Origin of the sequence: Pseudomonas sp. xss_2 (genome assembly GCF_043104195.1) — a bacterium.
GTDB classification, from domain to species: domain Bacteria; phylum Pseudomonadota; class Gammaproteobacteria; order Pseudomonadales; family Pseudomonadaceae; genus Aquipseudomonas; species Aquipseudomonas urmiensis.
Genome location: NZ_JBICKL010000082.1, coordinates 60,616 through 87,440, shown reverse-complemented (window position 1 = coordinate 87,440; position 26,825 = coordinate 60,616). Strand labels below are relative to the sequence as shown.

Sequence of the window (26,825 nt, the reverse complement as noted above, 5' to 3'; positions counted from 1 at the left end):
CAGTTAGCCCGCAAGACTCGTCAGAGGTATTGTTTAGCTCATCAAGTGCAGCTGTAAGGTTTCCTGCGACCATTTCGGCATGATTGAGAATAACCTTAGCGTGGGACTCTATCCTGTTATCTGCACTAGCCAACCATAAAAGCTGTGTCACTCCAAATGAGAACAGCACTCCAACTGTCAGGCATCCAGCTAAATAGCACAGAGTGCTTTTTTCGAGCTTTTTCATGCGCACCGCACCACCCATGACTTCCTATTTCCGTCTTATGCCATATCTCTGTGGGGTTGCATAGGGGCTATATGAGCATTTTCAACCATCACGCTATGCGTGACGGCGCTGGACAAATCCAGCGCCAAATGCTGGCCCTAACAAGTCAGGGCCAGCCGGACAAATCCGGCTAAAAACCAAAGCCTCGGACAAGTCCGAGGCGCTGGACAAATGTAAGGGATCCATCATCCCCACATTCCAAGCGTCCACCTGATTCACGATGCTGCGCTCCCGATTTCTTTCTGGAGCCAGCCCACCATGATGCGTCCCGACAGCAAAGTCGAAAAAGTCTACCTCTATCCCAAGTCCGTGGACTTTCGAAAGTCCATCGACGGGCTCACTGCCCTGGTCGAACTGGATATCAAAGTCGCCGTGTTCGACCCGGTACTTTTCGTCTTCCTCAATAAAGCCCGCAACCGCATTAAGGTGTTGTACTGGGAGCGCAACGGCTTCTGCCTTTGGCTCAAGCGCCTCGAAGCCGAGCGTTTCAAAACCTCCCCCGACGCCACCGACGAAGCTATCATTCTGACCGTCCAGGAACTGAATTGGCTACTTGACGGTTTCGATCTCTGGCGCAACCGTCCGCATCAGGTTTTGACACCCCGTTTCGTCGCTTGAGCCGGTATAATCCGGGCCATGATTTCAGTGCCCGATGACCTTCCTGACGACCCTGCCGCGCTCAAACAACTGCTTGCGCAGTTGTTGGCCGAGCGCACGGTCGATAAAGGCCAGATCGTCGATCTTAAATAACAGGTCAAGCTGCTGCGCGACCGACTGTTCAATCGCAAGTCCGAGCAAACCGTCGAGTCCAACACACCCCAACTGGCGTTGTTTAACGAACCTGAAAGCCAGTGGGTACCTGCCGCTGATGATGCCGACGAAGACGTTGTTGCCCCGACCGAGCCGCGTGGCAAACGCAAACCCCTGTCGGCTGACCTACCACGTATTGAAGTCATTCATGACTTGCCCGATCACGAACTGACTTGCGCCTGTGGTTGCCGCAAACACGTGATTGGCGAGCAAACCAGCGAACAGCTCGACATCGTGCCGATGCAGATCCGTGTGCTCAAACACGTACGCAAAGTCTATGGCTGCCGTGGTTGCGAAACTGCGCCGGTCACCGCTGGCAAGCCGGCGCAATTGATCGAAAAGAGCATGGCCAGTCCCAGCGTGCTGGCCATGTTGCTGACCACCAAGTACGTCGATGGCCTACCGTTGCACCGCTTCGAGACGGTGCTGAGCCGACATGGTATCGAGATTCCCCGGCAAACCCTGGCCCGCTGGGTCATCCAGTGCAGCGAACACGTTCAGCCATTGCTGAACCTGATGCGTGACCGCTTGCTGGAAAGCCCGGTGATCCATTGCGACGAAACCAGAGTGCAGGTGCTCAAAGAGCCGGATCGTGATCCGACCAGTCAATCCTGGATGTGGGTGCAGGCCAGTGGCCCGCCTGATCGACAAGTCGTGCTGTTCGATTACACCACCAGCCGCGCGCAGGAGGTGCCGCTGCGCCTGCTGGAGGGCTATCGCGGCTACGTGATGACCGATGATTACGCTGGCTACAACGCGTTGGCGCTACAGCCGGGTGTTGAACGACTGGCGTGCATGGCGCATGCCCGGCGTAAATTCGTCGAAGCGCAGAAGGTGCAGCCCAAGGGCAAGACCGGTCGCGCCGATGTTGAGCTGACGATGATCAACAAACTGTATGGCATCGAACGCGACCTCAAGGATGCCAGCGATGAACATCGATTTATCGGTCGTCAGGAACGACGCCTGCCGATCCTTGAGCAGTTGAAAAGTTGGCTCGACAAGACGCACTCGCAAGTGACACCGCAAAGCGTACTGGGCAAGGCGTTGCATTATCTGGCAAACAATTGGAACCGCCTGGAACGCTACGTCGAGGCGGGCCACCTGCCGATCGACAACAACCTGGCAGAGCGGGCCATAAAGCCGTTTGTGATCGGGCGCAAGGCTTGGCTGTTCAGTGACACGCCCAAGGGAGCCACGGCCAGCGCGCAGATCTACAGCTTGGTCGAAACCGCCAAGATCAACGGCCAAGAGTCCTATACGTGGCTGCGCCACGTACTTGAGCGACTGCCGCATGCGTCGTCAGTAGCAGACTACGAAGCGCTGCTGCCATGGAACTGTTCGCCAGAGATGCCACGGTAACCTTGGCTTCCACCTTGCGGTAGGTGGGGTTCATGGATCGGTTACAGACCTTCGCACCTTGGCGAGCCTCCGTGGTGGCGTTCAGGAAGGACAGCGCATGCTGTTCCTGTTCTGGTCACTCAATTTCATGGGTATGAGCTTCCAGGTCAACAGTATGAACTTTTGGGTTGAGGCCAAAGCCGTAGCAGAGAGGTTCTTCCCCAATGGTGATTGGGAAGAAGCGGCGCTTGGAACCGTGTTTGAGAAGGTCTGTCAGCATTGCAGAGGTGAGAAGGTCGAGTTTAAAGGGGAAAGCTATAAGCCACTCTACACTCCCCGTAATTCAACGCTGATACGTGCTTTCAATATCACGCCGGAGGAACAACAACACATGATTACTATCATTGATCCAGTGGAAAGAGCACGCCGAGGAAAAGAAAGGAAAATATGGGAGCGCAGGCAGCGTGGAACGAGTGAACAGAAGAATAGTGATGCCCGAACTAAGCCATGGGAAAAGTTAGGAGTAGGCAGAACGACTTATTGCAAGCGTAAGAAGTTACAAAGGCAGCAAACTTGGGGGGTTGCAAGTGGGGTGAACTACTTCGTCCTGTTATCTAAGGGGGTACTGCGGTGAGGGGGGGTAAGTATTATTTGAATCTGCCTTTTAGACATGGTTTTGCTCTTGCAATTTCCAGCACCGAAAGACCATTAAATCATTGTCTTGCTCTTGATTTTTTAACTTTAATCTTTACGATATAAAAACAAAAATATTAGGCATTACATGACATTTAAAATCTACAATCTCACCCTTAACAAGGGACTAAAAAGCGAAATACAGACCAGGCTGACTATAAAGCAGGGCTTTGATATTTATCGTATTGAAAATGATAGTTTTTGGGAGTGTTACGCTGGTGAATGGGAGCGTAAAAGTCTCTCTTATAGTGGTATAACCAATCAGCACTATCTTGGTGATCTCAAATTAGATCGTGTAAGTGCATGCCTCTTTTACTATCAGGTTGATGATCTTCCTGCCCTTGCCGTAGTATTTGATAAATTTGTTCATGGTCGTCAGTTTAGTAAAAACCTAAATACTCTTCAGCGTATGTAGTTCGGTGGTGAAAACGAAGAATCTACTCTCAGTTTCAAAAAGCATGAGTTTTCGCTGAATAAATTGGTAGAATGGCATTGGGATAATCATAGCAGGTCGAATATAACAATAGGTAAGGTTTTGGTTACGCCTAAACTACTGGCTGATTTTCAGCAGTCCCTGCTACGAACTGAACAGCAAATAGAAATCCCACCAGAAATGGCCCGAGGGATGTTCTACACTGGAGAGGATGATGCTTTTGCCTTTGGTTAAACAATCCCGTAAGGGGAGCATCTTGGCGAATCCTTCTCCCTCCTAATCCAATAATTTTGCTTAGACCGAGAAAACTTCTCTTCTAAGGTCAATCACCTTTTGGATTTTCTCCCGATAGGTTTTCCAGATGGGTATATCAAAGGATATGCTTTGTTCAACAATCAGGCGTGCATGAGCTTTGCAATGCCCATCAAGAAGTCGCCATGCATCCATTTTAATGCTCAAATCGTCTTGATTAAATATTGCAGGATTGAAAGAAAGGAAAAACTCTAAAACTTTAACCCCTTCGATTCGGTCGGATAGAATTATCTTTTCTAATTCACGAATTGATTTATTGATCTGAATGACTGCGCCTTCATAATCCTTTGCTTTATCCATTGCCACGCACTCCTCTTTTCCCAAGCATATACACAACCTACAAGGCTGTCAATTTATTTGCCATCGCACGAAAGTCTTGGTGAGACAAAAGTTGGAATTTAACTCTATCAGGGATAATAGCCCGTGGGGGAACTGAATCGCCCATAGTTTCGTAGACACCTCCAAGCCTCATAATGAGGCCCAAATAGGAGGTGCCATGAGTCGTCAGCGTTACCCCGAAGAATTCAAGATCGAAGCGGTCAAGCAAGTGACCGAAAAGGCAAACCTGTCGCCGAGGTCGCCCAGCGCCTGGGCATGTCCGTGCACAGCCTTTACGCCTGGATCAAGGTCTACAGCAAGCCCCAAGAGCAGCGTCAACAAGACGACGATCAGCAGGCCGAATTGCGTAAGCTACGCGCTGAACTCAAGCGCGTGACGGAAGAGCGAGACATCTTAAAAAAGGCCGCCGCGTACTTTGCCAAGGAGTGCGGCTGAAGTACGCCTTCATCAAGAAGCACTCGACGGATTACTCGGTGCGGCGCCTTTGCCAAACCCTCAAGGTGCACCCCAGCGGCTACTACGCCTGGCTGGCCGAGCCTCAATCTGCCCGAGCAAAAGAAGATCAACGTCTGCTTGGCTTGATCAAACACGCTTGGCTAGAAAGCGGAGGTGTGTATGGCTACCGCAAAATTCACGATGACCTACGTGAGCTGGGAGAGGAATGCGGACGAAATCGAGTCGGGCGCTTGATGCAGGAGGAGGGGCTGCGTTCGCAAACGGGCTATCGGCGGCGTCCAGGGTTTTACGGAGGAAAACCAACAGTGGCCTCGCCCAACCACCTCGCGCGGCAGTTCAAGGTCAGTGAGCCGAACAAGGTCTGGGTGACAGATATCACTTACATCCGCACCTATGAAGGGTGGCTCTACCTCGCGGTAGTGCTGGATCTGTTTTCACGCCAAGTAATTGGTTGGTCAATGAAGCCAAGGATGAGCAGCGACCTGGCTATCGACGCGATGTTGATGGCTGTTTGGCGACGCAAACCTCAGCAGCAAGTGATGATTCACTCGGATCAAGGCAGTCAGTTCAGTAGCTCGGATTGGCAAAGTTTCTTGAAGGCCAACAATGTAATCAGCAGCATGAGCCGGCGGGGAAACTGCCACGACAATGCCGTAGCCGAGAGTTTTTTCCAGCTTTTGAAGCGGGAGCGAATCCGACGAAAGATCTACACAACCCGTGAAGAAGCCCGAAGTGATATTTTCGATTATATCGAGATGTTCTATAACCCTAAACGCCGACACAGTAGTGCTATGCAGCTGTCTCCAGTAGAGTATGAGAAACGCTATTTCCTGAGGTTGGAGAGTGTCTAGGAAACCAGGGGCGATTCAGCTGGCGCGCCAACCGCTCTTGGCCAGGTAATCGGCACCCGCGTAAGCGACCCAGTCGCCGCTGACTCGGCGCGAGCCGAAACTTGGGCTCAAGTCCTGGCTGCCGGCACCGGTTCGTGGCGTGGCTTTGTCGAAGTAACCGGACTTGACCGTCAGCCCCTCTATTTCGTGGCTTTCAAGTGATACCCCATCGTAGGACGACGGCAGTGTTCGAGTGTCGGCATACGCCATGACGGGTGTCTTGACCTGATGCCTGCTAACTTTCAGGACGGTGTCCGAGACGTTGAACTTCAGCAGTGCAATGCCCAGTTTGCTCCAGTCATCGACCACGTTACCGTCCTTGTCCACCAACAGCCGATTGCTGCCGCCTGCGGTTGCCAGTTTGCCGCGCTCGAGCGCCATGGCCGAGTACAGCGACAGATCCAGGCCAAAGCCGACCATGCCTTGAGTAAACCCGGAAACATAATCGAGCTTGAACCCTTCCAGCCATGCCGTGCGGTCACGCACCGGGCGGCGTCCTTCGGATGTCTGGGCGTAATAGTAAGTGTCTTTGCTGGCGATCTCGTGGGAGTACCATTGGCGGGTATTGAGGGTCAGCGAACTGTCCTCTATAAAGCCAGCCTCTTTGGCCTCGGCGATCATCGGCGTCAAAATGAACACGGCCGAAAGCCCTACGACGACTTGGGTCGAACGAACGGTATGCATAACGTGCTTCCTTATGGATCTTTTTATTGTTGTGAAGGTGCAATCACGCTCGGTCGCCGCGAATGATGTTTGCGACCCAAGGGCGCTCTGCGCATCGGCGAAGAGCGCCCACGCCTTTCAGCTGTGCAGGTAACCCTGGACTAACGCCACCCAGCAGGTGGCCCCCAGTGGAATGACGCGGTCATTGAAGTCGTAATGATCGTTGTGCACCGAACAGCCGGTGAACTCGCCATTGCCATTGCCGAGGACGAAATAACAACCCGGCCTTGCGTTGAGCATCCAGGCGAAGTCTTCGCTGCCCATCAACCGCACCGGCATTTGCTTGAGCACGTTCTCAGCGCCCAATACCGCCTCGACCACGGTGCGCAAGCGTTCGGTCTCGGCTTCGCTGTTGACCAGCACCGGGGCCAGCAACTGGTAGTCGATCTCAGCGCTGACCCCGTAACTGGCGGCTTGGCCGGCGACGATTTCGCGGATGCGCCGCTCCACCAACGCGCGGATTTTTGGCGTGGCGGTACGCACGCTTACTTGCAGGCAAGCCGTTTGCGGGATGATGTTGTAGGCGCTACCGGCGTGCACGGTACCGACCGTGATCACGGCCGCATCGTCCGCGGCAAGGTTGCGTGAGACCACGGTCTGCAAGGCGCCGATGATTGCGCCCAGCGCGGGAACCGGGTCGATTGCCCGCTCGGGCATTGCGCCATGCCCGCCGCGCCCGTTAAGGGTGATGGTCACACGCTCCGAAGAGGCCATGAAGCCGCCGCTTTGCACCACGGCTTGGCCAACTTCAAGGCCAGGCATGTTGTGGTAGGCGTACACCGCGTCGCAAGGAAAGCGCTTGAACAGGTCATCCTCGATCATCAGCTTGGCCCCGGCCAAGCCTTCCTCATCGGGCTGGAAAATCAGGTTCAATGTGCCATCGAAGCTCGCCGAACGCGCCAGTTGTTCGGCGGCGGCCAGCAAGGTAGCAGTGTGGCCATCATGACCGCAGGCGTGCATGCGCCCTGGGTGCTGGCTGGCCCACGGCAGGCCGTTTTTTTCCAGAATTGGCAGGGCGTCCATGTCGGCGCGGATACCCAGGCTACGCTCGCCGTCGCCGCGCCTCAGCACGCCCACCACGCCGTGGCCGCCGATACCGGTGTGAACCTCGTAGCCCCAGCCGCCGAGCATCTCGGCAACCAGCGCTGAAGTGCGCGGGGTGTCGCCGCCCAGCTCGGGCGCGCGGTGAATGTCCTGGCGGATCAGGGCGAAATGGGCTGCGCTGTCTTGCAGTTCATTGATGATCTTGAAAATGCTCATGGCTGAGTCCTTATTGGCGAATGAGTGAGGTTCAGGCGCGGCCTGGGTGTTCAGGGAACAGCCGCAGCGCGGCCAGGCTCAGCGCTACGGCGCCAATCAGGTAGGCCGCCGGCGTCAGCGGGTTGCCGGTCAGGCCGATCAGCCAGGTCACCAGCAGCGGCGAAAAACCACCGAACAGGGTGACGCCGAAGCTGTAGATGATCGACATGCCGGTCACACGTTGCTCACGTGGGAAGGCTTCCATCAGCAGGGACATGAACGGTCCGATGCCGACGGCCAGCGGCATAATCAACAGCACGATGGCCAGCATCATCAGCAGCGAATTGCCACTGCCCAACAGCAGGAAGGAGGGGTAGACCATAATCAGCGGCATGCCCATGGTCCAATACAGCATTGGCTTGCGGCGGGGCATGCGGTCAGCCACGCGCGCAGCGATCGGCGGCATGATCGCCAGCAGGGCGCTGGCCAAGCCGACCAGGGCGAAGGCGGTGCTGGCTGGATACTGCAGGGTACGAATCAGGTAGGTCGGCATGTAGAACACCACCAGGTACATGCTGACCGTAGAGCTGGCCATCGTCGCGATGCCCAGCAGCAGGGTGCGCCGTTGGGTGTTCAGCAGCTGGCTCAGGGGAGTGGCTGCATCGCCTGGGGCGTGGGTTTCATCCAGGTGGCGGCGAATGTACCAGCCTACCGGGCCGATCAGCAGGCCAATCACGAAAGGCACCCTCCAGCCCCAGACTTCGAGGGCTTCAGGGCTGAGCAGGTGGCTCAGCAGCAGCCCACTGAGGGCACCCAGCAACGCCGCGGCGCCCTGGCTGGCACCCTGCCAACTGACCATGAAGCAGCGGTTTGCGGTGGTGCCGGACTCCATCAGAAACGCCGAGGCAGTGCCCACTTCGCCACCGGCCGAAAGGCCTTGCAGCAGGCGCCCGAACACCAACAGCACGGTGGCACTGATGCCGATGCTGGCATAGGTTGGGCAAAAGGCGATGATTGCGGTGCCGACGGTCATCAGGCCAATGGTCAACGACAAGGCGGCCTTGCGCCCGTGACGGTCAGCGACCCGGCCAATCAACACACCGCCCAGTGGGCGCATCAGAAAGCCCACGGCAAAGGTTGCCAACGACAGCAACAGGCCGGCGAAGGCTGAATCGCTGGGGAAGAACAGTTTGCCGATGATGGCGGCGAAAAAGCTGTAGACCGTGAAATCGTAAATTTCCAGGGCATTGCCCAGGGATGAGGCAATGACCACCCGGCGCATGTCAGGCGAGGTTGGCTGTGCACGTGACTGGTCGGCTGTCGCGGAGGTCGCACTAGCGGTTGTGGTTTTCATTCTGCTTTCCTGAACCCATCTGCTTGTTGTGCCGCCAGTTTTGAGGCTTGCCGGAATATCTGCACTTGGCATTTCTGCAAGGCCCTCACAAACGGTACAGGCGCAGGTGTCCTGCAGCGCTGCGTGGGCAGCCTGCTGGGCAGATTCGACATCATGTGCACCACGCGTGGGCAGAAAGTGTTTCGATTGGTAGCTTGTGCAGTTAATACGGGCCAGAAAAGGCGTGTAATCCGGATGACGCAGAGCTTTGCCGGCGCGTTCCTCAAGGTCTTGAGTATTGGTAAATCCGGGTGCCTAGGGCTGCTGTGTGGCGGTCTCCAGCGACTGGCGCAGCAGGCCGTGTAACAGGCTGGCGGTAGTGGTCAGGTAGCTGCGGTTGATGCACACCAGGTTGATGAAGTAGTCCGGTATCGGCTCTTGTACCTGAACCGTGTGAAAGTGCTTGGACATATCGCTTAAGCCAACCAGGTCATGCCCCAGCGCCGGCTCGCTGATGGGCATCACCGCATCGCTGTCGATCAGCATCTTGACGGCGAGGTTCATGGCCGTGCATTCAATTACCTGACGGGGGCGGGCCAGGGCGCTACCCTGGAACAACTGGTTGAACTGTGACTGCGCATCGCTCAACGGGTCAACGCTGATCCAGGTGGCTTGCTGCAACTGGCGCAGGGATTTGACATGGCGCAGCGGGTGGTCCTTGCGTACCACCACCACGCCCGCGAGCCTGCACAGCGGCTGCCAGTCCAGGCCAACGGTGCTGGCCGGCAGTTGTGAGGTCAAGGCAAAGTCCAGCAAGCCGTCGCGCAGGTGTTGCAGCAGTTGCGTCGGGCGCATTTCCAGTATCCGCAACATGACCTCGGGATGTTTCTGCTGGAATGCCAATAGCACTTGCTTGAGGGGGGCCAGCAGCGCTGTCACCGGAGTAACGCCCACGGTAATCTCGCTGACCACCTGGCCTTTCATGTCTTCGATTTCCTGGCGCGCACGGCGCACGCTCTCCAGTGCTTGGCGGGCATGCCCGAGCATGCGCTGGCCATATTCGGTCAGCTTCATACCCTTGTTCGAGCGCACCAGCAATGTGATGCCCAGTTCACTCTCCAGTTCCTTGATCGCCCGGCTTAGTGCCGACTGAGTGAGGTGCAGGACCGCCGATGCGTCTTGCAGGCTGCCGGTTTCGTGGATGGAGACCAGCGCGCGAAGTTGATGAAGTTTCATTATTTTCCTAGCGATGTAGCTACGCTTTTTACCGGCAAGTGTGCCAGATCGACCCTTTGGGTGAGAAGCACGACTGACCCAGTAAGGCTAGCAGGGCGATTCACTTGCTAGCGTCGAAAGATGAGTCCAGAATCAAGGCTATTCCGCTTCCAGGAATGACGTAAAAACCCTTTGCTTTCAACAGCTCGCAGGCCCGATGCGAGTCTCGTTTCCCGCTTCGTATCATCGTTTTCAACGGTGATTCAACTCCCGCATACGAACCTGAACTTACTCAGCCAGTGCGGCATTCTTGCGTAACCGATCTAAGTAATCCGTCCATTGCTGTGCGGCCTCCCGACGCTGCGGCAGCAACTGCGCGCGGGCATACACGGCACCCAGTGCACCTGGCATGCGGTGTGATAACGACAACTCCAGTACAATCGGATCGATACCTAAATGTTCGTGAGCGATAGTGCGGTAGGTGGCGCGGAAACCGTGCGCAGTGATGCGGTATTCCGGCCAGATCCGCTGGTAGGCCTTGGCCAGAGATGTGGCGTCAACTGGATAGCCTGGGTAGACCGGCGATACAAAGACCCAGCCATTGCCCGCTTCATCCACCACCCGCCGTTCATGTAGTTCACGCAACAGCACAAGGGCTTGCTCCGGCAGTGGCACGATGTGTTTGCTCTTATCCAGATGGCGTGTTTTCCCTACGACATAGCGCCAGTCGGCGCTGACCAGATCGATGTCTTCCCAACGCATTTTCACCAACTCGCCGGGGCGAACCGGCAGCATGACCAGCAAGCGCATCGCAGTGCTCACGCTGCTCGGGCTGAGCTCATCCAGACGAAGCAGAAGGTGGCCCAAATCGGCTGGTCGTTCGATCGCTGGATTACTGGTCACCACATGGCGAACCTTGAGCTCTTCGGTGTTGCTCAGCGCCACGTTACGCTCCACCCAGCCACGGCCCTCAGCGAAACCGAGCACGGCACGGATGATGGTACGCACGCGCTTGGCCATGGCCAGTGTGCGTGCTCGGCGCAGGGTAGCGATGATCTCGATGATGTGGTCCAGTTTGATCTCGCTGACGGGAATGTTGCCGATCGTGGGCAGGATGTGATTGTTCAAAGCGCCGCGAAAGCCCGCGAGGGATTTGCTCACGAGGTCGTGCGACTTGAAGGCCAGCCACTGTTCAGCGACGTAACTGAATGTGCGTTCCTCATTGAGTAGCTGATCGGCGATTTTCTTGCGTTTGGCCTTCAGCGGGGCGACGTGATGAGCTACGTTCTGGCGCGCGGCTCGGGCCAAGTCGCGGGCGTCTTTCAAGCCAATGTCGGGATAACGGCCGATCGCGTACACGTTCTCCTTGCCGTTCAGGCGATACCTCATCCGCCAGTATTTTGCGGCAGGCTTGTTCGACTTCTGCGAGGCCTGAACATGCAGGTAAAGACCGGGTACCTCGCCGTCGGCGTACTTGCCGGGTTCAGCAATGGCACGCAAGAAGGCATCGCTGAGTTTACGCCGCAATGCAGGCGTGGGGAGGGAAGTCGTCATGTGCGGGTACTTTTTTTCGAAATGTAAAAAGTACCCAAAAATATACCCGCAAGCGCATTGGAAATGAGCGGAATACGACGGACGGCCTTGGACGCAGGATCAGGTTAAGATACTGATTTTATTGGTGTTTGCGGATCTTGATGGAAGTCAGTCACAAGCTATCGGGATCCCCAAAAAACATCTGAATCCTCGAACGCAACCAACGCTCCGCCGGATCATTATCCTGCGCCCCACGCCAGGCCATATGCAGCTCAAAGCTACGCACTTCAATCGGCAGATCCTCAGCCCGCAAACCGCCGCCAGCGGTGAGGGCTGCGGCGGTGTAGTCCGGTACCGTGGCGACGATATCGGTCCCCGCCAGCAGGCTGCCCAGGCCGTTGAACTGAGGCACCGCCAACACGACATGGCGCTTGCGGCCGATCTCGTACAGCGCTTCGTCGATAAAGCCGGACAAGTCGCCAGCAAACGACACCAGCGCATGCGGGCGGGCGCAGAAGTCGTCCAGGGTGATGCTGCCGGGCATGCTGTCGGCGCGCAGCAGCTTGGGCTTGCTGCGGCGCAGCACCTTGCGCTTGGCGTTGGCGGGCAGGTCGCTGGTGTAGCTGACGCCCACCGAGATCTCGCCCGAGGCGAGCAGGGTGGGCATTAGCAGGTAGTTGACCCGGCGCACCACCAGGACGATGCCGGGCGCTTCGGCGCGGATGCGTTTGAGCAACTGCGGCAGCAGGGCGAATTCGGCGTCATCCGACAGGCCGATGCGAAACACCGAGGTGCTGGTGGCGGGATCGAACTCGGCAGCGCGGCTGACGGCGGTGGAGATCGAGTCCAGCGCGGGCGACAGCAGGGCGAAGATTTCATGGGCGCGGGCCGAGGGCTCCATGCTGCGCCCGGTCCGCACGAACAGCGGGTCGTCGAACAGGTTGCGCAGGCGCGACAAGGCGGCGCTGATCGCCGGCTGACCGAGAAACAGCTTCTCGGCGGCGCGGGTCACGCTGCGCTCGTGCATCAGGGTTTCGAACACGATCAGCAGGTTGAGGTCTACGCGACGCAGGTCGTTACGGTTCATCGATGCGCTTAGCCTATTCGCCAAAGGTGGGGCAGGGGTGAATCTTAAGGCCAAAGGCTGTTACCCTGCACCGATTTCCGGGGGCCAATGTGCGAAATTGCCAGGGGCCCAATCAATGACAAGCATGTCGACTATTAACGGCCACTGATGGTCTAACGCTCAAAGCCCGGATAAAGTCCATGGTAATACGAGGTTCACACAGGCGAGGTATGCGATGTCCCGCATGATCCGATTCCATACGTTCGGCGCGGCCGATGTGCTCCGTTGCGAGGAGCAGGGCGAGCCGTCGCCCGCCGCCGGCGAGCTGCAGATCCGCGTCGAGGCGATCGGCGTCAGCTGGTACGACGTGCTCTGGCGACAGAACCTGGCACCGTCCAAGGCGCGCCTGCCAGCGGGCATCGGCCATGAAATGGCCGGTGTGGTGACGGCAGTCGGCGAAGGCGTCGACGATATTGCTGTCGGCGACCGGGTGGCCAGCTTCCCGGCCACCAGCGCCAATGATCACCCGGTCTATGGCGATGTCATCGTCTTGCCGCGCACGGCCATAACCCGTTACCCCGATAACCTGACGCCGATCGAGGCCAGCGTTCACTACACGCCGCTGCTGATCGCCTATTTCGCCTATGTCGACCTGGCCCGGGCCAAGGCCGGGCAGACTGCATTGGTGACCGATGCCAGCCACTGCGCAGGGCCGGCCTTCGTACAGCTGGGCAAGGCCTTGGGGCTGAAGGTATTTGCCGCCACCAAAGAGCCGGAGCAGCGTGATTACCTGCTGAGCCTGGGCGCTGACAAGGTCATCGTCACCGAAGAGCAGGACCTGCTCATGCAGATCGGTAAATACACCGATGGGCGTGGCGTCGATATGGTCCTGGACGGCCTCGGTGGCCCGCAGATGTCGCTGCTGGGCGATGTTCTGGCACCACGTGGCAGCCTGGTGCTGTATGGGCTGCAGGGCGGCAACCAGACGCCATTTCCGGCGTGCGCTGCGTTCCAGAAGAATATTCAGTTCTACGTGCACTGCATCGGCAATTTCACCGGTAAGCCTGAGCTGGGCATCAGCCAGGACCAGGTGGCGCTGCAACGGGCGCTGCGCGATATCAACCAGTTCACCGCCGACAAGCTGCTGACGCCGCAGATCATCAAGGTCTACCCGTTCGAGCAGGTGGTCGAGGCGCACCGTTACATGGACGAGTGCCCATGCGGTGGTCGTGTGGTGTTGGACATGGGGCAAGCCTGAGTGCTGTCTATCTAGTTCAAACTAGGCCTTAACCCTCAAACGCCCGGTGCATCGCATCGGGCGTTTTGCTTTTATGGGGCTATGAGGCCGATCTGAGGTGTTGATTCTCCCTTGCCTTAGCCAACCCTTAGCCAGACCTGCTGACGACCCACAGGGCTGCTCAGCCGCCGTTTTACCTAAGTTATGTCCTGGGCCCGCAGGACCTGCGTTCATTCAGCAGCGATGACCCTGCGTCAGGCAGCCTCTGCCTCCCAAGCCACACACCGTAGTGACAACGTCGGTACAGCAGCGGGTGCGGCTGACGACCTGCGCTTTGCAACCCATAAAAAAGCCCCGCGGACCAAGGCCAGCGGGGCAAACGGTTGGGGGAGGAGCCAACCAAAGGAGTCGTTAAATCAGTATCAAGAATCAGCGCACACTGGCCACCGTCTCAGGCTGCCAGCCACCGCCCAAGGCCTTGTAGATCGCGACGATGCCGCGATACAGCTCGACCTCGCCCTGGGCCTGGGCATCCTCGGCACTGAGCCGTTCGCGCTCGGCGTCCAGCAGTACCAGGTAATCCACCGTGCCTTCGCGGTAGCGCACCGAAGCCAGCTCTGCGGCTTTGCGGCTGGCATCGCTCTGGCGCATCAACGCCTGCAAACGTTGCTGGGTCTTGCCGTAATCGCTGAAGGCATTGGACGATTCTTCCAGCGCCAGCAATACCTGCTGCTCATAGTTGGCCAGCGCGCCATCGGCATCGGCCTTGGCCCCGCGCAGGCGGGCACGCACGCTGCCTAGATCGAACGCTGCCCACGTGATGCTCGGGCCAAGCGCCCAGGCGTTGGCGGCGGACGAGCCGATCTGCGAGCCGCGGGCGGCGGTGAAGCCGAGAAAACCACTGAGGCTGACCCGAGGGAACAGGTCGGCGGTGGCCACGCCGACATTGGCTGTGGCCGCTGCCAGCTGCCGTTCGGCGCTACGGATGTCTGGGCGACGACGCAGCAGCTCACCCGGGTCACCCACTGGCAGCGCCTTGGCAATCGCCGGCAACTGCTTGGGCGACAGATCCACGCTCAGCGCGTCGGGCCGCTGCCCAAGCAGGGTGGCGATGCGGTTGCGTGCACGTACCTGCTCGGCCTGCAACTGCGGCACCGTGGCTTCGACTGCTGCCAGCCGGGCATCGGCGCGGACCACGTCCAGCTCGTTGCCCACGCCAGCATCGCGCAGGGTCTCGGTGATGCTGCGTGAGTCCTGCTGGGTCTTGAGGTTGGCCAGGGCGATTTTCTCGCGCAGTTGCGCACCGCGCAGTTGCCCATAGGCATCGACCAGCTCGGCGATCAGGCTGACCTGCAATTGTTGCAGGTCGGCTTCGGCTGCCGCTTCCTGGGCTTCGCTGGCTTCGATCTGGCGGGCAATGCGGCCGAACAGGTCAAGCTCCCAGGCCATGTCCAGGCCCAGGTCATAGCGTTCGCTATTGACCCGGCGCTCGGTCTGGCCAGGAATCTGGCCCTTGCCTAGCTCGCTGCTGGCACGGCTGCTGACCACCGGCAAATTGTCGTTCTCGGCATCTTCGCGAATCGCCCGGGCGGCCTTGAGGCGGGCAAACGCCACGCGCAGGTCACGGTTGCCTTGCAGCGAGGCTTGCACCAACTGGTTCAGCGCAGGGTCGTCGAATTGCTTCCACCACACGCTTTCGAAGCGGCTGCGATCGAACGCCTTGGCCTGTGCGTCAGTGTCCAGCCTTGCCGGTTCGGTGTTCGGCGCCTGGTAGTCCGGGCCCACTGCGCAGGCCGCCAAGGCCAACGCCAGCAGGCTTGGGGTCAGGGGTTTGAGCAGCTTCATGCATGGTTCTCCAGCGGCTTGGCGTGCGCAGCCTTGCGGGCCTGGCGACGCTCGACGAATCGGCGGATCAGGAAGAAGAACACCGGGGTCAGGAACAAGCCGAACAGCGTCACCCCGATCATTCCCGAGAACACCGCAACACCCATGGCATGACGCATCTCGCTACCGGCACCGGAAGAGAACACCAGTGGCACCACACCCATGATGAAGGCAATCGAGGTCATCAGGATCGGACGCAGGCGCAGACGGCAGGCCTCCAATACCGCAGCCAGCGGATCCAGGCCTTCGGCCTGTTTATCCTTGGCGAACTCGACGATCAGGATGGCATTCTTGCACGCCAGGCCCACCAGTACGATCAAGCCGATCTGGGTGAAGATGTTGTTGTCGCCCCCAGAGATGATCACCCCGGTAATCGCCGACAGCAGGGTCATCGGTACGATCAGGATCACCGCCAGCGGCAGGCTCCAGCTTTCGTACTGGGCCGCCAGTACCAGGAAGGCCAGCAAGACGCAGAGCGGGAATACCAGCAGTGCAGTGTTGCCGGACAGGATCTGCTGGTAGGTCAGATCGGTCCATTCGAAGGTCATGCCGTTGGGCAGTTCCTCTTTGATCAGTTTCTCGATGGCCGCCTCGGCCTGGCCGGAACTGTAGCCGGGGGCCGCAGCACCGTTGATTTCGGCGGTAATGAAGCCGTTGTAATGCATCACCCGATCAGGCCCGGAGGTGTCGCTGACCTTGAGGAAGGTCGCCAGCGGGATCATCTCGCCGAGGTTGTTGCGCACCTTCAACTGGCCGATCTGCTCGGCGTCGAGACGGAACTGCTGCTCGGCCTGGACGTTGACCTGGTAAGTGCGGCCAAAACGGTTGAAGTCGTTGGTGTACAGCGAGCCCAGGTACACCTGCAGGGTGTCGAAGATGTCATTGATGGCCACGCCATGGGTCTTGGCCTTTTCCCGGTCGATGGCAGCATCGACCTGTGGCACGTTGACCTGGTAGCTGGTAAACAGGCCCGCCAGCTCCGGCACGTTGTGGCTCTTGGCAATGATGTTCTGGGTTTCTTTGTACAGCGCCTCATAGCCCAGGTTGCCGCGGTCCTCGATCTGCAGGCGGAAGCCGCCGATGGTGCCCAGGCCCTGTACCGGCGGCGGTGGGAAGATCGCGATGTAGGCATCCTGGATATCAGCGAACTTGGCGTTTAGCGCGGCAGCGATCGCCGCCGCCGACTGGCTTGGGTCCTTGCGCTCATCGAACGGCTTGAGCGGGGTGAACACGATGCCGCTGTTGGGGCTGTTGGTGAAACCGTTGATCGACAGGCCCGGGAAGGCCACCGAATCGGCCACACCTGGCTGCTCCAGGGCGATCTCGCTCATGCGCTTGATCACAGCTTCCGTGCGATCCAGGCTGGCCGCATCCGGCAGCTGGGCGAACGCTACCAGGTACTGCTTGTCCTGGGCCGGGACGAAGCCGGTCGGTGTGGACGAGAAGCCGAGGTAGGTCAGGCCCATCAAGCCGGCGTAGACGAACAGGGCGATACCACTGGAGCGGATGACCCGGCCCACACCGCCGACATAGCGATTGCTGGCGCGGTCGAAGAAACGGTTGAACGGGGCGAACAGCCAGCCGCCGAACAGCCGCTCGAGCAGCCGCGAGAAGCGGTCCTTGGGTGCATGGTGCTCCTTGAGCAGCACCGCGGCCAGGGCCGGTGACAGGGTCAGCGAGTTGAACGCCGAGATAACCGTGGAAATGGCGATGGTCAGGGCGAACTGCTTGTAGAACTGCCCGGTAAGGCCGGAGATGAACGCCGCCGGGACGAACACGGCGCACAGCACCAGCGCCGTGGCGATGATCGGCCCGGTCACTTCGCCCATGGCTTTTTGCGTGGCTTCCAGCGGTTTCAGCCCAAGGCCGATGTTACGTTCAACGTTTTCCACGACGACGATGGCGTCGTCCACCACGATACCGATCGCCAATACCAGGCCAAACAATGACAAGGCGTTGAGCGAGAAGCCGAACAGGTGCATCACGGCAAAGGTACCGATCAGCGACACCGGCACGGCCAGCAGTGGGATGATCGAAGCGCGCCAGGTTTGCAGGAACAGGATCACCACCAGCACGACCAGGATCAGCGCTTCGAACAGGGTGTGCACCACCGCTTCGATCGAGCCACGGACGAACACGGTCGGGTCATAGACGATGCTGTAGTCCATCCCTTCAGGGAAGTCCTTCTTCAGCTCGGCCATCTTCGCCCGCACCTCATCGGAGATCTCGATGGCGTTCGAGCCAGGGCGCTGGAAGATCGGCAGCGCCACCGCCGGCTGGTTGTTCAGCAGCGAGCGCAGCGCGTATTGGCTGGAGCCGAGCTCAACCCGGGCGATGTCCTTGAGGCGAGTGATCTCGCCATCGGCACCGGCGCGGATGATGATGTTCTCGAACTCTTCTTCATTGACCAGGCGGCCCTGGGTGTTGATCGACAGCTGGAAGCTGGTCGAACCTGGCGCCGGCGGTGCGCCGAGCTGGCCGGCAGCGACCTGGCGGTTCTGCTCGCGAATCGCCGCCACCACATCGCTGGCGGTCAGGTTGCGCGAAGCGGTCTTGTTCGGGTCGAGCCAGACCCGCAGCGAGTAGTCGCCCATGCCGAACAGTTGCACGTCACCGACACCGCCCAGGCGCGCCAGCTCATCCTTGATGTTGAGGATGGCGTAGTTGGACAGGTAGAGCATGTCGTAGCGTTGGTCAGGCGAGGTCAGGTGCACGACCATGGTCAGGTCGGGCGAGGCCTTGTCGACGGTGATACCAATGCGCGTGACTTCTTCCGGCAGCTTGGGCTGGGTGCGGGTGACACGGTTTTGCACCTGCACCTGGGCGTTGTCCAGGTCAGTGCCCAGGGCGAAGGTGATGGTCAGGGTCAGCTTGCCGTCGGCGGTCGACTGGGAGGACATGTAGAGCATGTTCTCCACCCCGGTGATGGCCTGCTCCAACGGTGCGGCGACGGTTTCGCCGATCACCTTGGGGTTGGCGCCGGGGAAGTTGGCACGCACCACCACGGTGGGTGGGACCACTTCCGGGTATTCGCTGATCGGCAGCTGGAACAGCGCGATCGAGCCTGCAATCAGCAGGATCAGCGAGAGCACGGCGGCAAAGATCGGCCGTGTGATGAAGAATTTCGAGAAGTTCATCGGTGTTGTCCCTTAACCGCGCGGTGCCTGGGCACTGGCGACTTTCTCACTGGAGCCGGCCACGCGCGGCGCCGGGTTGCTGGCTTCGAGCGCCTGGCGCTGACGGGCCAGGGTGGCGAGGGTCTGCTCACTGGCCATGGCGATTTCTTCCGGGGTCACCGGCGAGCCTGGGCGTACCCGTTGCAGGCCCTTGACCACGATGCGGTCGTCCTTGCCCAGGCCGCTGCGCACGATGCGCAGGCCTTCAAGCTTCGGTCCCAGCTCCACCGCGCGGTAGGCGGCCTTGTTGTCCTTGTCCATGACCAGCACGAACTTCTTGCCAAGGTCGGTGCCGACCGCTTCGTCGTTGATCAGCACGGCGTCGTACTTGGCGCTGCCGACCAGCTTGAGACGGGCGTACAGCCCCGGGGTGAACTGACCGTCGCGGTTGTCGAACACAGCGCGGCCACGGATGGTGCCGGTACGCGGGTTGACCTGGTTGTCGACGAAGTTCATCTGGCCCAGGTGCGGGTTGCCAGCTTCGTTGGTCAGGCCCAGGTAGACCGGGGTGCTCTGGCCGCGCTGGCCTTCACGCGCCAGCTGGGTGTACTTGAGGTACACGCGCTCGTCGGCGTCGAAGTAGGCGTAGACCTTGTCGGTGGACACTACCGAGGTCAGCGGGGTGACGTCGGCAGTGACGATGTTGCCGGCAGTGAACTCGGCGCGGCTGACCCGGCCGCTGATCGGCGCAGTGACGCGGGTGAAGCTCAGGTTCAGGCGGGCCAGGTCCAGCTGGGCCTGAATCGCAGCGACACCGGCACGCGCTTCGGCAGCGGCGCTGGTGCGCGATTCGGCAAGCTCGGCAGAGATCGCGTTGCTGTCGCGCAGACGCTCGCCACGACGCGCTTCGTTTTCGCTGCGCACGGCGGTGGCGCGGGCTTGTTGCAGCTGTGCTTCGAGGCGGCGGACTTCGGCCTGGAACGGACGCGGGTCGATCTGGAACAGCAGGTCGCCTTTTTTCACTTGGGCGCCTTCGGTGAAGCCCACCAGGTCGATCTGGCCCGACACCCGCGGACGCACCTCGACGGTTTCCGGGGCTTCCAGGCGCCCGGTGAACTCGTCCCACTCGTTGATCGGCTGCTCGATCACCTTGGCCACACTGACCTTGGGCGCGGCGGGGGCCTGCACGGCGTCGGGGGTTCGACCGCAAGCGCTGATCACCAGCACTGCCAGGGCAGCGAGGGGATAGCGCAGGGGTTTGAGTGATGGTTCCATGGAGAACTCCGCCAATTATTGGATAGTGGGCGGATTCTGCGGCTCGTGCGCGCAGGGAACGAATCGAACGCGGCGAAGGTTATTATCACGCGGAATGATATGTCGCGATATTTCATCGATGGCGGGCATGGTGCTTGGCCTTGCAGTTAACTGTAGGCGCTGGCTTGCCTGCGATGCGGCGCTACTACATTGCAGCAACACCGCGAAGCCGGGATCAGATCCCGCTTCATTTTGCTTTTCTTGTACAAGGTCCAATAGTGAAAGTTGATCCCCTTAACCCCAGCACGCAAACCATCATTGGCCTGGGCGTACTGCAGATCCTGGTCTGGGGCGGTTCGTTCTTCATCCTGGCGGTGATGGCCGAGCCGATCATGCGCGAGACCGGTTGGGCCAGCCAGTGGGTATACGGCGCGCTGTCGCTGAGCCTGATGGTCGCAGCGCTGCTGGCGCCGCTGTCCAGCCGACTGGTGGCGCGCTACGGCGGGCGCTCGCAGCTGGCTGGCAGCGGCGCGGTGGTCGCACTAGGGCTGCTGATCATGGCAGGCAGTCACAGCCTGGCGTTGTTTCTGCTGGCCTGGGCGGTGATCGGCGTGGGCATGGCGATGGGTCTGTATGAAGCGCTGTTTTCCACCCTCGGTGCGCTGTACGCCGAGGGCGCCGGGCGGGCGATCACCGGCATTACCCTGATCTCAGGCTTTGCCTCGACCTTGTCGTGGCCGGCCGTGGCCTTGCTCATCGAGCAGTTCGGTTGGCGTGTGGCTTGTGTGGCCTACGCGCTGGTCTTGCTGCTGGTGGTGGCGCCGCTGTACATGAAGGTGCTGCCCAAGGGCGGTCAGGGCGAACAGGCCAAGCTCGCCACAGCGGGCGAGGGCGCTGCGGTGGACCGGCGCCTGTACCTGTTGCTGACGGCGATCTTTGCCCTGGGCGCAATCATCATGACTGCAGTGGCCGTGCAATTGGTGGCGGTGTTGCAGGGCTTGGGGCACTCCCTGCCAGCGGCCATCGGCCTGGCGGCGATGCTGGGGCCGAGCCAGGTGGCGTCGCGGGTTCTGCAGATCCTTGCTGGCAAGCGGCATCCGATCTGGACCGCGCTGTTTTGCGTGTCGCTGGTTGCGTTGGGGCTGTTGCTGGTGGCCTTTGCGCCAGGCATGACCGCGCTGGGGCTGTTGATCTTCGGTTGTGGCAACGGCCTGCGGGCCATCGTTCGCGGGCTGTTGCCGCTGGCACTGATGCCACCTGCGCACTATGTGTTGCTGATGGGGCGTATGTCGCGGCCATCGTTGATAGGCCAGGCATTGACGCCGTTGCTGGGTGGCTATCTGTTCGAGCACTTTGGCGCGATGGGGGTGATGGGCACGTTGTGTGGGTTGGCGTTGGTCAACGTACTGCTGGTGTTATGGGTGATGCGGTGGATGCAAAAACAGCAAAGGGGGCTGCATGGCAGCCCCGGTCACTCTACAGCCAGGCTTTGATCTGGCGGGCTACCGCTTCAGTCGATATCCCGTAGCGATCATGCAACGTCGGCAATGCCCCAGCATCGAGGAATGCATCGGGCAGGGCGATCTGGCGGAAGGTCGGTGTCACGCCGTTGCGCAGCAGCAGCCCGGCCACCGCTTCACCCAGCCCACCGACAATCGAGTGATTCTCTGCCGTGACTACCAAGCGCCCTGGCTTGCGCGCTTCGGCCAGAATCGTCGCCTCATCCAGCGGCTTGATGGTCGGTACATGCAACACCGCCACGTCCACCCCGTCGGCCTGCAACTGCTCGGCTGCTTCCAGCGCGCGCATGGTCATCAAGCCACTGGCGATCACCAGCACTTCGCGGCCACCACGCAGCACCTGCGCCTTGCCCAGCGCGAAGCGGTAGTCGTAGCGGTCCAGCACCAACGGCACGTTGCCGCGCAATAGGCGCATGTACACCGGGCCTTGGTGGGCAGCGATGGCTGGCACCGCTTGTTCGATCTCCAAGGCATCGCAGGGGTCGACGATCATCAGGTTGGGCATTGCCCGCATGATCGCCAGGTCGTCGGTGGCCTGGTGGCTGGGGCCGTAGCCGGTGGTCAGGCCGGGCAGGCCGCAGACGATCTTGACGTTGAGATTTTCCTCGGCAATGGCCATGCAGATGAAGTCGTAAGCACGCCGCGAGGCAAACACCGCGTAGGTGGTGGCGAACGGCGTCAGGCCCTCACGGGCCATGCCGGCGGCGGCGCTCATCAACAGTTGCTCGGCCATGCCCATCTGGTAGAAGCGCTGCGGGTGGGCTTTGGCGAAGATGTGCAGGTCGGTGTACTTGGACAAGTCGGCGCTCAAGCCGACAATGTCCGCGCGTTGCTCGGCCAATGCGGCCAGGGCGTGGCCGAACGGCGCGGGCCGGGTTGGTTGGCCTTCGCTGGCGATCGAGGCGATCATCGCCGAGGTGGTCAGGCGTTTCTTGGCGGTGGTTGGCAAGTTCATAGGTGGCTCCCGGCGTCCAGTGCGTGTAGGGCAAGGTCCCATTCGTGTTCATCGACGCGAATGAAGTGGGTCTTGTCGCGGTTTTCCAGAAACGGCACGCCTTTGCCCATGCGCGTGTCGCAGATGATCACCCGCGGTTGCCTGGCCGGGTGGCTGCGAGCCTGATCGAACGCCTCGACCAAGGCCGCCAGGTGATTGCCATCGACCCGCTGCACATGCCAGCCAAACGCCTGCCAGCGCTCGACGATCGGCTCGAACGCCAGCACTTCGCTGGAGTGGCCATCGGCTTGCTGGTTGTTGACGTCGACAATCGCGATCAGGTTATCCAATTGCCAGTGGCTGGCGGACATCACCGCTTCCCAGGTCGAACCCTCGTTGAGCTCACCATCGGAAAGCAGGTTGTACACCCAGCTGGCCGAGCCCTTGCGCTTGAGTCCAAGGCAGGCGCCGACGGCGATCCCCAGGCCGTGGCCGAGCGAGCCTCCGGTGATCTCCATGCCGGGGGTGTAGGCGGCCATGCCAGACATCGGCAGGCGGCTATCGTCGCTGCCGTAGGTCTCAAGCTCCTCTTCAGGGATGACCCCGGCTTCGATCAGCGCCGCATACAGGGCAATGGCGTAATGGCCGATGGACAGGTAGAAGCGGTCGCGTTGCTCCCATTCGGGGTTGGCCGGGTCCAGGCGCAGGGCATGGAAGTAGGCCACCGCCAGCAGGTCGGCGGCGCCCAGGGCCTGGCCAATATAACCCTGGCCCTGGACTTGACCCATGCGCAGGGCATGGCGACGGATATTGTGGGCGCGCACAGCCAGGGGCAGTGCGCCTTGTGGGGTAGGCACAGCAGTCATGGGTGACTCCTTGTTGGTTAACGGTTGACCAGGTTGGCCGGGACGCGCAAGACCAGCAGCGCGCCGAACACCAGTACGGCGGTGATCAGGTACATGCCAATGGCGTTGCTGCCAAGGCTGGTGGTGACCCAGCCGATCAGGTAGGGCGAGCAGAAGCCGGCGAGGTTGGCGAAGCTGTTGACCGCGGCGATTCCCGCTGCTGCAGACACACCGCCGAGCAGGGTGGTAGGCAGCATCCAGAACAGCGACGATGCCGAGAGGATGCCCGCCGCCGCCAGGCACAGGCTGAGGATCGAGCCGCTCAGATGGTTGCTCAGCAGCGCCGCCAAGCTCAGGCCCAGGGCGCCGGCGAGCATCGGGATCACCAGGTGCCAGCGCCGCTCGCGGTGGCGGTCGCCGCTACGCCCGGCCAGCAGCATCGCGCCGATGGCGCAGATGTACGGCAGGCTGGTCAGCAACCCGATGTGCAGGGGCTCGGCGACACCGGCATTGCGCACCAGGGTCGGCAGCCAGAAGGTGATCGCGTACTGGCCCATGACCACGCAGAAGTAAATGCCCGCCAGTAGCCACAGGCGCCGATCACGGATGAAGTCGCCCACCGAACTGTGCTGGACCTTGTGTTGCTCATCCTCGGCCAGCTCCTTGCGCACCAGCGCCTTCTCTTCGTCGTTGAGCCAATGGGCCTGGTCGACGCCGTCCTTGAGGTAGCTCAGGACCAGGATGCCGACCAGCACCGTGGGAATGGCCTCAAGCAGGAACATCCACTGCCAGCCGGCCCAGCCGTGCACGCCGGCAAAGCGCTCCATGATCCAGCCCGACAATGGCCCGCCGATCATCCCCGACAGGGGAATGGCAATGAACCACAGGGCGGTCATCTTGGCCCGCCGATAAGACGGGAACCAGTAAGTCAGGTACAGCAGCAAGCCCGGTGCCAGACCGGCCTCGGCGATACCCAGGAGAAAGCGCAGGGTATAGAACTGCCAGGCCGTCTCGACCAGGGCGAACATCGCCGAGATGATCCCCCAGGTGATCATGATGCGGGCGATCCAGCGCCGTGCGCCGACCTTGTGCAGGATGATGTTGCTCGGCACCTCGCAGAGAAAGTAGCCGATGAAGAACATGCCGGCGCCAAGGCCATAGACCGCTTCGGACAGGGCCAGGTCGTCCATCATCTGCAGCTTGGCGAAGCCGACGTTGACCCGGTCGAGGTAGGCGCACAGGTAGCAGAGCATGAGAAACGGCATCAGCCGCCACGCGGTCTTGCGGTAGGCATTGCTGCGCGCGGCGCTGGCCGCGTCGAGGGCTAGGGTGGTCATGTCGATCTGATCTCTTGTTGTTATCGATTGCCCCGCCGTGGCGGGGCTCAGATGCAGAACACAATGGGCAGGACCTCAGTGGATGAGCATGCCTCCATTGACGTCCAAGGTGATACCAGTCAGATAGCTGGACAGGTCGCTGGCCAAGAACAGCGCGGCATTGGCGACATCGCCTGGCTGGCCCAGACGCCCCAGGGGGATGCCGTCGATGATCGCGTGACGGCGCTCGTCGTGCATCAGGCCGCCGGTGATATCGGTCTGGATCAGGCCGGGGGTAATCGAATTGACGCGCACGTTATCCGGGCCCAGCTCACGCGCCATGGCCTTGCCCAGGCCGAGCACGCCGGCCTTGGCCGCGCTGTAGTGAGGGCCGCCAAAGATGCCGCCGCCACGCTGGGCAGAAACCGACGACATGCAAATGATGCTGCCTGCACGCTGGGCACGCATGCTGGGGATCACCGCCTGCGACATCAGCAGGGTACCGCGCAGGTTGACGTCGAGGATTCGCTCGTAATCCTTGCCAGTGATCTCCAAGGTCTTCACCGGCTGGGTGATACCGGCATTGTTGACCAGCACGTCGATCCGCCCGTACCGGGCCAGGACCTGGGCCACGGCATCACGCACCTGGGCCTCGTCGGCGACGTTGACGGCCAGGCCCAGGTGGCCGTCGCCGAGCTTGGCGGCAGCGGCAATGGCGGCATCCAGGTCAAGGTCGAGGATGGCGACCTTGGCCCCGTGGGCGGCGAAGGCCTGGGCGGTGGCGCGGCCTATCCCGCGGGCAGAGGCGGCGCCGGTGACGATTGCGATCTTGCCTTCAAGTAGCATGAGCAGTGCTCCAGATGATTGTTGTTGTGAGCATTCGGTCCAGGCAGAACCGATGGGCACAGCTTGGTCTGCAGGCGGGGGATGGGCAACGCAGTGGCTTTCAGCCTATGCTGAAAAAAATTCAGCACAGCGCAGGACCGCAGCGGTTCCTCCAGTACTGGCCTCATCGCGGGAAAAGCAGGACGCCATGAACTACGACCCAGGCAAAAAGCCCCTCCAACTGCCACCCCTCAAAGCCATCCAGGCCTTCGAGCAGGCCGCTCGTTTCGGCAATGTTGCCCGCGCTGCCGAGCAGCTCAACCTGACGCCCTCGGCGGTCAGCCACCAGATCGCCAATCTCGAAGCCTTGATCGGCCGCCCGCTGTTCCTGCGTAGCGCCAAGGGCGTCAGCTTGACCCCAGCGGGTGAGCAGTACTTGCGCGAGGTATCCGGCATCCTGCAAAGCCTGGCCTCGGCCACCGAACGGGCTGGCAGTGATGTCAGCTTCGATTGCCTGCGCCTGCACTCGGCGCCAAGTTTCGGCTTGCTGTGGTTGTTGCCGCGCCTGGAGCGATTTCGCAGCAGTCACCCGGATATCCAGATCAACCTGTCATGCTCCTATGAAGCGCTGCACTTTGGCCGCCATCAGATCGACGTCGATATCCGCCACGGATACCCGCACTGGCCGAGCCTTGAGGTGCGCACCATCCGCCATGAACAAGCAACCGTCCTGGCTGCACCGGCGTTGCTGGCGCGCAGCCCGATCGAGCGCCCGGCTGATCTGCTGGGGCACAACCTGATTCTCTCCGAAGCGGCATTGGTGCAATGGCCACAGTGGTTTGCCCAGCAGGGCCTGTCGTTGCCGCAGACGCCGTACGCCTTGAGTTTCGATCGCTCTTACATGAGCCTGGAGGCGGCCAGCCACGGTTATGGTTTGGCCTTGGAGAGCTCATTGTTGTCCGAGGATTACGTGGCCCAAGGGCGTCTGCTGCCGGTGTTCGACCAGGCCCTGGCAAGCCCCGTCAGTGCCCATCACCTGGTGTTTCCGCGAGGCAATGCCGAACTGCCCCGGGTGCGGCGGTTCCTGGAATGGATGCAGGGGCAGTTGGGGCATGATTTCAGTTATTGACGCCTTATCGCGAGCTGCGTGGGAGCGGGCTTGCCCCGCGATGAGGCCGGCCCAAGCCCCACAAAACTATCGTCAGGTCATAGCTAAATCCTTCCCCACCCGCACGCCCGCTGAGCAAGC

At 60.4% G+C, this 26,825-nt stretch carries 21 protein-coding genes and 2 pseudogenes; 8 read left to right on the top strand and 15 right to left on the bottom strand.

The window, feature by feature from the left end; all coding sequences use genetic code 11:
• Positions 1-226 (bottom strand): hypothetical protein (locus ACF8K2_RS21825; RefSeq protein ID WP_392467572.1); only part of this gene is annotated, 226 nt, incomplete at its 3' end.
• Positions 227-523: 297 nt separating this feature from the next.
• On the opposite strand from ACF8K2_RS21825, the gene tnpB reads away from it, so the two are divergent.
• From tnpB to ACF8K2_RS21805, 4 genes and pseudogenes are all read left to right on the top strand, one after another.
• The gene (tnpB, locus tag ACF8K2_RS21820) at positions 524-883 is read left to right on the top strand and encodes an IS66 family insertion sequence element accessory protein TnpB (protein ID WP_028699721.1); all 360 of its coding nucleotides are present in this window, start codon (positions 524-526) and stop codon (positions 881-883) included.
• A gap of 18 nt (positions 884-901) precedes the next feature.
• Positions 902-2,434 (top strand): annotated as a pseudogene (tnpC, locus tag ACF8K2_RS21815) (IS66 family transposase).
• 97 nt (positions 2,435-2,531) lie between these two features.
• Entirely contained in the window at positions 2,532-3,047 is a 516-nt protein-coding gene (locus ACF8K2_RS21810; protein ID WP_063423933.1) for a hypothetical protein, read from the top strand.
• A 147-nt stretch (positions 3,048-3,194) separates the two neighbouring features.
• Positions 3,195-3,521, top strand: a complete 327-nt coding sequence (locus ACF8K2_RS21805) for a hypothetical protein (protein ID WP_155737824.1) — start codon at positions 3,195-3,197, stop codon at positions 3,519-3,521.
• Positions 3,522-3,833: 312 nt separating this feature from the next.
• On the opposite strand, the gene ACF8K2_RS21800 is transcribed toward ACF8K2_RS21805, so the two are convergent.
• On the bottom strand, positions 3,834-4,151 hold the full coding sequence (locus ACF8K2_RS21800; protein WP_063423934.1) for a hypothetical protein: 318 nt from the start codon (positions 4,149-4,151) through the stop codon (positions 3,834-3,836).
• Between the two features lie 196 nt (positions 4,152-4,347).
• Here ACF8K2_RS21800 and ACF8K2_RS21795 point away from each other — a divergent pair.
• Positions 4,348-5,497, top strand: a pseudogene (locus tag ACF8K2_RS21795) (IS3 family transposase).
• A 15-nt stretch (positions 5,498-5,512) separates the two neighbouring features.
• Here ACF8K2_RS21795 and ACF8K2_RS21790 read toward each other — a convergent pair.
• The 6 genes from ACF8K2_RS21790 to ACF8K2_RS21765 form a co-directional block, all read right to left on the bottom strand.
• Positions 5,513-6,220, bottom strand: coding sequence for an OprD family outer membrane porin (locus ACF8K2_RS21790; RefSeq protein ID WP_081237911.1), 708 nt, complete (start codon positions 6,218-6,220; stop codon positions 5,513-5,515).
• A gap of 117 nt (positions 6,221-6,337) precedes the next feature.
• Positions 6,338-7,519 carry a M20 aminoacylase family protein gene (locus tag ACF8K2_RS21785; protein WP_060494675.1) on the bottom strand — a complete coding sequence of 394 codons (1,182 nt, stop codon included), beginning with the start codon at positions 7,517-7,519 and terminating at the stop codon, positions 6,338-6,340.
• 31 nt (positions 7,520-7,550) lie between these two features.
• A complete protein-coding gene (locus ACF8K2_RS21780) occupies positions 7,551-8,852 on the bottom strand; it encodes an MFS transporter (protein WP_060494676.1) in 1,302 nt (433 codons plus the stop codon).
• 294 nt (positions 8,853-9,146) lie between these two features.
• Complete coding sequence (locus ACF8K2_RS21775; protein WP_060494677.1) at positions 9,147-10,067, bottom strand: LysR family transcriptional regulator; 921 nt, start codon at positions 10,065-10,067, stop codon at positions 9,147-9,149.
• A gap of 267 nt (positions 10,068-10,334) precedes the next feature.
• Positions 10,335-11,600 carry an integrase arm-type DNA-binding domain-containing protein gene (locus ACF8K2_RS21770; protein WP_060494678.1) on the bottom strand — a complete coding sequence of 422 codons (1,266 nt, stop codon included), beginning with the start codon at positions 11,598-11,600 and terminating at the stop codon, positions 10,335-10,337.
• A 151-nt stretch (positions 11,601-11,751) separates the two neighbouring features.
• Positions 11,752-12,666, bottom strand: a complete 915-nt coding sequence (locus ACF8K2_RS21765) for a LysR family transcriptional regulator (protein ID WP_392467564.1) — start codon at positions 12,664-12,666, stop codon at positions 11,752-11,754.
• Positions 12,667-12,880: 214 nt separating this feature from the next.
• Here ACF8K2_RS21765 and ACF8K2_RS21760 point away from each other — a divergent pair, with 214 nt between their 5' ends.
• The gene (locus tag ACF8K2_RS21760; RefSeq protein WP_186553310.1) at positions 12,881-13,903 is read left to right on the top strand and encodes a zinc-dependent alcohol dehydrogenase family protein; all 1,023 of its coding nucleotides are present in this window, start codon (positions 12,881-12,883) and stop codon (positions 13,901-13,903) included.
• A gap of 408 nt (positions 13,904-14,311) precedes the next feature.
• Here ACF8K2_RS21760 and ACF8K2_RS21755 read toward each other — a convergent pair whose 3' ends face one another.
• Genes ACF8K2_RS21755 through mexE form a run of 3 tightly spaced genes read right to left on the bottom strand, consistent with a single transcriptional unit; the run spans position 14,312 to position 20,157 of the window.
• Positions 14,312-15,727, bottom strand: a complete 1,416-nt coding sequence (locus ACF8K2_RS21755; protein WP_392467562.1) for an efflux transporter outer membrane subunit — start codon at positions 15,725-15,727, stop codon at positions 14,312-14,314.
• The gene (locus ACF8K2_RS21750) at positions 15,724-18,903 is read right to left on the bottom strand and encodes an efflux RND transporter permease subunit (RefSeq protein WP_186553308.1); all 3,180 of its coding nucleotides are present in this window, start codon (positions 18,901-18,903) and stop codon (positions 15,724-15,726) included. The genes ACF8K2_RS21755 and ACF8K2_RS21750 overlap by 4 nt, the downstream gene beginning before the upstream one ends.
• Before the next feature lie 12 nt (positions 18,904-18,915).
• Positions 18,916-20,157, bottom strand: a complete 1,242-nt coding sequence (mexE, locus tag ACF8K2_RS21745; RefSeq protein WP_186553307.1) for a multidrug efflux RND transporter periplasmic adaptor subunit MexE — start codon at positions 20,155-20,157, stop codon at positions 18,916-18,918.
• Between the two features lie 257 nt (positions 20,158-20,414).
• On the opposite strand from mexE, the gene ACF8K2_RS21740 reads away from it, so the two are divergent.
• The gene (locus tag ACF8K2_RS21740; protein WP_392467559.1) at positions 20,415-21,629 is read left to right on the top strand and encodes an MFS transporter; all 1,215 of its coding nucleotides are present in this window, start codon (positions 20,415-20,417) and stop codon (positions 21,627-21,629) included.
• Here the strand turns inward: ACF8K2_RS21740 and ACF8K2_RS21735 are convergent.
• The 4 genes from ACF8K2_RS21735 to ACF8K2_RS21720 form a co-directional block, all read right to left on the bottom strand.
• A complete protein-coding gene (locus ACF8K2_RS21735) occupies positions 21,613-22,611 on the bottom strand; it encodes a transketolase family protein (RefSeq protein ID WP_186553306.1) in 999 nt (332 codons plus the stop codon). The two genes, ACF8K2_RS21740 and ACF8K2_RS21735, sit on opposite strands and share 17 nt — an antisense overlap.
• Complete coding sequence (locus ACF8K2_RS21730; RefSeq protein WP_392467556.1) at positions 22,608-23,456, bottom strand: transketolase; 849 nt, start codon at positions 23,454-23,456, stop codon at positions 22,608-22,610. Before ACF8K2_RS21730 ends, ACF8K2_RS21735 begins: the two co-directional genes overlap by 4 nt.
• Positions 23,457-23,473: 17 nt before the next feature.
• Positions 23,474-24,772, bottom strand: coding sequence for an MFS transporter (locus tag ACF8K2_RS21725; protein WP_186553304.1), 1,299 nt, complete (start codon positions 24,770-24,772; stop codon positions 23,474-23,476).
• A 75-nt stretch (positions 24,773-24,847) separates the two neighbouring features.
• Entirely contained in the window at positions 24,848-25,597 is a 750-nt protein-coding gene (locus ACF8K2_RS21720; RefSeq protein WP_392467554.1) for an SDR family NAD(P)-dependent oxidoreductase, read from the bottom strand.
• A 187-nt stretch (positions 25,598-25,784) separates the two neighbouring features.
• On the opposite strand from ACF8K2_RS21720, the gene ACF8K2_RS21715 reads away from it, so the two are divergent.
• Entirely contained in the window at positions 25,785-26,705 is a 921-nt protein-coding gene (locus ACF8K2_RS21715; RefSeq protein WP_186553302.1) for a LysR substrate-binding domain-containing protein, read from the top strand.
• The last annotated feature ends 120 nt before the right edge of the window (positions 26,706-26,825 follow it).

What these genes read in the sequence shown, in the direction of transcription:
- tnpB (WP_028699721.1), top strand. Translation starts at nt 524, where the DNA reads ATGATGCGTCCCGACAGCAAAGTCGAAAAAGTCTACCTCTATCCCAAG.
- ACF8K2_RS21810 (WP_063423933.1), top strand. Translation starts at nt 2,532, where the DNA reads ATGCTGTTCCTGTTCTGGTCACTCAATTTCATGGGTATGAGCTTCCAG.
- ACF8K2_RS21805 (WP_155737824.1), top strand. Translation starts at nt 3,195, where the DNA reads ATGACATTTAAAATCTACAATCTCACCCTTAACAAGGGACTAAAAAGC.
- ACF8K2_RS21800 (WP_063423934.1), bottom strand. Translation starts at nt 4,151, where the DNA reads ATGGATAAAGCAAAGGATTATGAAGGCGCAGTCATTCAGATCAATAAA.
- ACF8K2_RS21790 (WP_081237911.1), bottom strand. Translation starts at nt 6,220, where the DNA reads ATGCATACCGTTCGTTCGACCCAAGTCGTCGTAGGGCTTTCGGCCGTG.
- ACF8K2_RS21785 (WP_060494675.1), bottom strand. Translation starts at nt 7,519, where the DNA reads ATGAGCATTTTCAAGATCATCAATGAACTGCAAGACAGCGCAGCCCAT.
- ACF8K2_RS21780 (WP_060494676.1), bottom strand. Translation starts at nt 8,852, where the DNA reads ATGAAAACCACAACCGCTAGTGCGACCTCCGCGACAGCCGACCAGTCA.
- ACF8K2_RS21775 (WP_060494677.1), bottom strand. Translation starts at nt 10,067, where the DNA reads ATGAAACTTCATCAACTTCGCGCGCTGGTCTCCATCCACGAAACCGGC.
- ACF8K2_RS21770 (WP_060494678.1), bottom strand. Translation starts at nt 11,600, where the DNA reads ATGACGACTTCCCTCCCCACGCCTGCATTGCGGCGTAAACTCAGCGAT.
- ACF8K2_RS21765 (WP_392467564.1), bottom strand. Translation starts at nt 12,666, where the DNA reads ATGAACCGTAACGACCTGCGTCGCGTAGACCTCAACCTGCTGATCGTG.
- ACF8K2_RS21760 (WP_186553310.1), top strand. Translation starts at nt 12,881, where the DNA reads ATGTCCCGCATGATCCGATTCCATACGTTCGGCGCGGCCGATGTGCTC.
- ACF8K2_RS21755 (WP_392467562.1), bottom strand. Translation starts at nt 15,727, where the DNA reads ATGAAGCTGCTCAAACCCCTGACCCCAAGCCTGCTGGCGTTGGCCTTG.
- ACF8K2_RS21750 (WP_186553308.1), bottom strand. Translation starts at nt 18,903, where the DNA reads ATGAACTTCTCGAAATTCTTCATCACACGGCCGATCTTTGCCGCCGTG.
- mexE (WP_186553307.1), bottom strand. Translation starts at nt 20,157, where the DNA reads ATGGAACCATCACTCAAACCCCTGCGCTATCCCCTCGCTGCCCTGGCA.
- ACF8K2_RS21735 (WP_186553306.1), bottom strand. Translation starts at nt 22,611, where the DNA reads ATGAACTTGCCAACCACCGCCAAGAAACGCCTGACCACCTCGGCGATG.
- ACF8K2_RS21730 (WP_392467556.1), bottom strand. Translation starts at nt 23,456, where the DNA reads ATGACTGCTGTGCCTACCCCACAAGGCGCACTGCCCCTGGCTGTGCGC.
- ACF8K2_RS21725 (WP_186553304.1), bottom strand. Translation starts at nt 24,772, where the DNA reads ATGACCACCCTAGCCCTCGACGCGGCCAGCGCCGCGCGCAGCAATGCC.
- ACF8K2_RS21720 (WP_392467554.1), bottom strand. Translation starts at nt 25,597, where the DNA reads ATGCTACTTGAAGGCAAGATCGCAATCGTCACCGGCGCCGCCTCTGCC.
- ACF8K2_RS21715 (WP_186553302.1), top strand. Translation starts at nt 25,785, where the DNA reads ATGAACTACGACCCAGGCAAAAAGCCCCTCCAACTGCCACCCCTCAAA.